Source organism: Corallococcus llansteffanensis, from assembly GCF_003612055.1.
Classification (GTDB): Bacteria; Myxococcota; Myxococcia; order Myxococcales; family Myxococcaceae; genus Corallococcus; species Corallococcus llansteffanensis.
Window position 1 is genome coordinate 1 of the sequence record NZ_RAWB01000848.1, and the last position, 2,952, is coordinate 2,952.

At 71.7% G+C, this 2,952-nt stretch carries 3 protein-coding genes; all 3 read left to right on the forward strand.

Features of this window, described 5'->3' with window-relative positions:
* Nucleotides 1-94: 94 nt before the first annotated feature.
* From D7V93_RS41110 to D7V93_RS41120, 3 genes are read left to right on the forward strand one after another with little or no spacing between them, the layout of a single operon-like run.
* Nucleotides 95-313 carry a hypothetical protein gene (locus tag D7V93_RS41110; RefSeq protein WP_120648438.1) on the forward strand — a complete coding sequence of 73 codons (219 nt, stop codon included), beginning with the start codon at nucleotides 95-97 and terminating at the stop codon, nucleotides 311-313.
* A 4-nt stretch (nucleotides 314-317) separates the two neighbouring features.
* Nucleotides 318-2,441 (forward strand): PAS domain-containing sensor histidine kinase, encoded by a 2,124-nt coding sequence (locus tag D7V93_RS41115; RefSeq protein WP_120648439.1) that lies wholly within the window; start codon nucleotides 318-320, stop codon nucleotides 2,439-2,441.
* Nucleotides 2,438-2,848, forward strand: a complete 411-nt coding sequence (locus D7V93_RS41120; RefSeq protein ID WP_120648440.1) for a response regulator — start codon at nucleotides 2,438-2,440, stop codon at nucleotides 2,846-2,848. The genes D7V93_RS41115 and D7V93_RS41120 overlap by 4 nt, the downstream gene beginning before the upstream one ends.
* Nucleotides 2,849-2,952 lie beyond the last annotated feature (104 nt).

Sequence of the window (2,952 nt, forward strand, 5' to 3'; positions counted from 1 at the left end):
GGACAGGAGGGGCTGGGGCGCGTGGACTCCCGGCGTTAAGAACGGAACGGGGCCGAGGGTCCGCCGGGCGGACCGAGCGAGGAGCGGAGTCGAGATGCCCGTGGAACGCATCGCTGGCGTCGCCAGCCTGGTGGACATCCTGGACCGCCTGCTGGACCGGGGGCTGCGGTTCGACGCGCGGGCCCTGGCGGCCCTGGGCCGTGCCGCCCCGTCGGAAGGGGAGGCGCGCATCGTGGTGGCATTTTCGGAGGTCCGCACCGCAGACTCGCCAGAACGCGGACTCCCGCCGCGTGCACCCTCACCCGGAGCGTAAGTTCGTGGCGTCTCCAGCCCCGCTGCCCCCCGTTGAAGCCCATGCCGGGGCGCGCCTCGCGCTCGCCGAGCACCTGCTCGCCTGCGAGTCCGCCGTCGCCTGTGCGCGGGCGGTGGTGGAGTGGCTCGCGCGTCAGTTCGGCGTCGCGGTCGCCTGCCTGGGGCCAGACGACAGCGGCGCGGCCTCCGGGTGCCTGGCCAGCGAGGGGCTGACGGGGACGCAGCAGGCGGTGCTCGCGCGGGCCTGGGACGCCCAGGATTCGTCGCTGGCGTCGTTCCGCACGCGGTCCGGGGCGCGGTGGCTGGCCGCGGACGCGCTGGAGGGCGCCGCGTTTCCGGGGGGCCTGCTGGGGGTGCCGCTGGGCCGGCCCGGGGCGCCCGCGGTCGCGCTGCTGGTGGTGGGGCTGTCCGGGCCCGGCGTGCCCCAGGACGTGGCGTGGGTGGCGTCGTGCGCGGGGCCGCTCATCGCGCGGCTCGTGGCCTCGGATGCCCGGGTGCCGCGCCGGCCCGAGCCGGACCGGCTCTTGCGCCGGGTCATCAACGCGGTGTCGGATCCGGTGCTGCTGACGGACGCCGAAGGGGGGCTGCTCTTCGCCAACGGCCGCGCGGAGGCGCTGCTGGTGGCGGGCCCGGACGCGAGCCCCGGGCGCACGCGGGCGGTGGAGCTCAACCAGCGCCTGTTCCGGGAGACGCTCTCGCAGGGCGGCGCCACCGGGGTGCACCGACGCGAGGTGCCGCTGGTGGATCCGGTGGAGGGCATGGACCTGCTCTTCGAGCTGGTCACCACGCCGGTGCTCGCGCCGGACGGGCCCGCGGTGGTGGTGAGCGTGCTGCGCAACGTGACGGACCTGGGCCGCGCCGCGCAGGCGCTGGGGGAGAGCTACCGGCGGCTGCGCGACACCGAACGGGAGGCGCGCAGCGAGCGCCACCGCCTGGACCGGGTGCTGGACTCGGTGGCGGACCCCATCATCCTGTCCGACCCCACGGGCGGCATGGTGATGATGAACGACCCGGCCGAGCGCCTCTTCGCCCCGGCCCCGCTCCGCGACGCGGCCGAAGCAGGCGAGGCGTCCGGGCGGCGGGGGCGCGCCAACGAAGCCCTCTTCGCCTCCTTCCTCTCCAACCTGCTGGGGAACGTGCACGCGGACGTGTCGCGCTGGAAGAGCCAGCTGACGCTGGACGACCCGACCACCGGCGCGCCGCTGCCCATGGAGGCCATGGCCAGCAAGGTGCTGGGGGACCAGGGCGAACTGACGGGCATCGTCACCGTCTTCCACGACCGCACGGAGGTGCTGGAGCGGGCGCGGCTCCTGGAGCGGGTGAAGGAGGTGTCCAGCGAGCTGGAGGCGCGCGTGCTGTCGGCCACGGCGGAGCTGGCGGAGCAGAACGAGAAGCTGCGCCGGCAGGCCATCCAGTTGGAGCAGGCGAGCGCGGCCAAGTCGCAGTTCCTGGCCAACATGTCGCACGAGTTCCGCACACCGCTGAACGCCATCCTCGGCTACACGAACATGCTCCTGCAGGGCGTGTCCGGGGAGATGACGCCGCCGCAGCGCCGCAACCTCACGCGCATCGACTCCAACGGGCGGCACCTGCTGGAGGTCATCAACGAGATATTGGACATCACCCGCATCGAGGCGGGGCGGATGCCGCTGCACCTGACGGACTTCGGCCTGCCGGAGCTGCTGCAGGAGGTGATGGCGGAGATGGACCCCATCATCGCGCGCAGCAAGCTGGCGGTGGAGACGCGCCTGGAGGAGGACCTGCCGGGCGTGTGGAGCGACCGACAGAAGGTGAAGCAGATCGTCCTCAACCTGTTGTCCAACGCGCTCAAGTTCACGCATGAGGGCGGCGTCCAGGTGTCGGCGGAGTATCAGGTGGCCACCAGCACCTTCGCCATCTCGGTGAAGGACTCGGGTATCGGCATCGACGTGTCGAACCAGGAGAAGATCTTCGAGGACTTCCAGCAGGTGGACAGCTCCCCCACGCGTGCCTATGGGGGCACGGGGCTGGGTCTGTCCATCTGCCGTCGACTGGCGGCGATGCTGGGGGGACGCGTCTCCCTCCAGAGCAGCCCGGGCCAGGGTTCGACCTTCACCCTGCACTTTCCAAGACGCGCGAGACGGACATGACGAACAGCCCGGAAAAACAGAAGCCGCTCGTGCTGGTGGTGGATGACTACCAGGATGCCCGGGAGATGTACGCGGAGTACCTGGAGTTCTCCGGCTTCCGCGTGGCGGAGGCGAAGAACGGACAGGAGGCGTTGGACAAGGCGTTCGAGCTGGTGCCGGACGTCATCCTGATGGACCTGTCCCTGCCGGTGATGGACGGCTGGGAGGCGACGCGCCGGCTGAAGGGCGACGCGCGCACGCGGCACATCCCGGTGGTGGCGCTCACCGGCCATGCGTTGAAGGGGCACTCGGAGGACGCGAACCAGGCCGGGTGTGACGCGTACGTCACCAAGCCGTGCCTGCCGGACGCGCTGGTGGAGCAGGTGCGGTTGATGGTGAAGCGGCGCGACGAAGCCCAGACGCGCTGACGCGGTCGGGAGGTGGGCACGCCATGACGACGAAGACGCAGGCGGAGTCCTCGAGGGAGGCCGGTGCGCGGTACGTCTACGCCATCGTGCGGCTGTCTCTTATA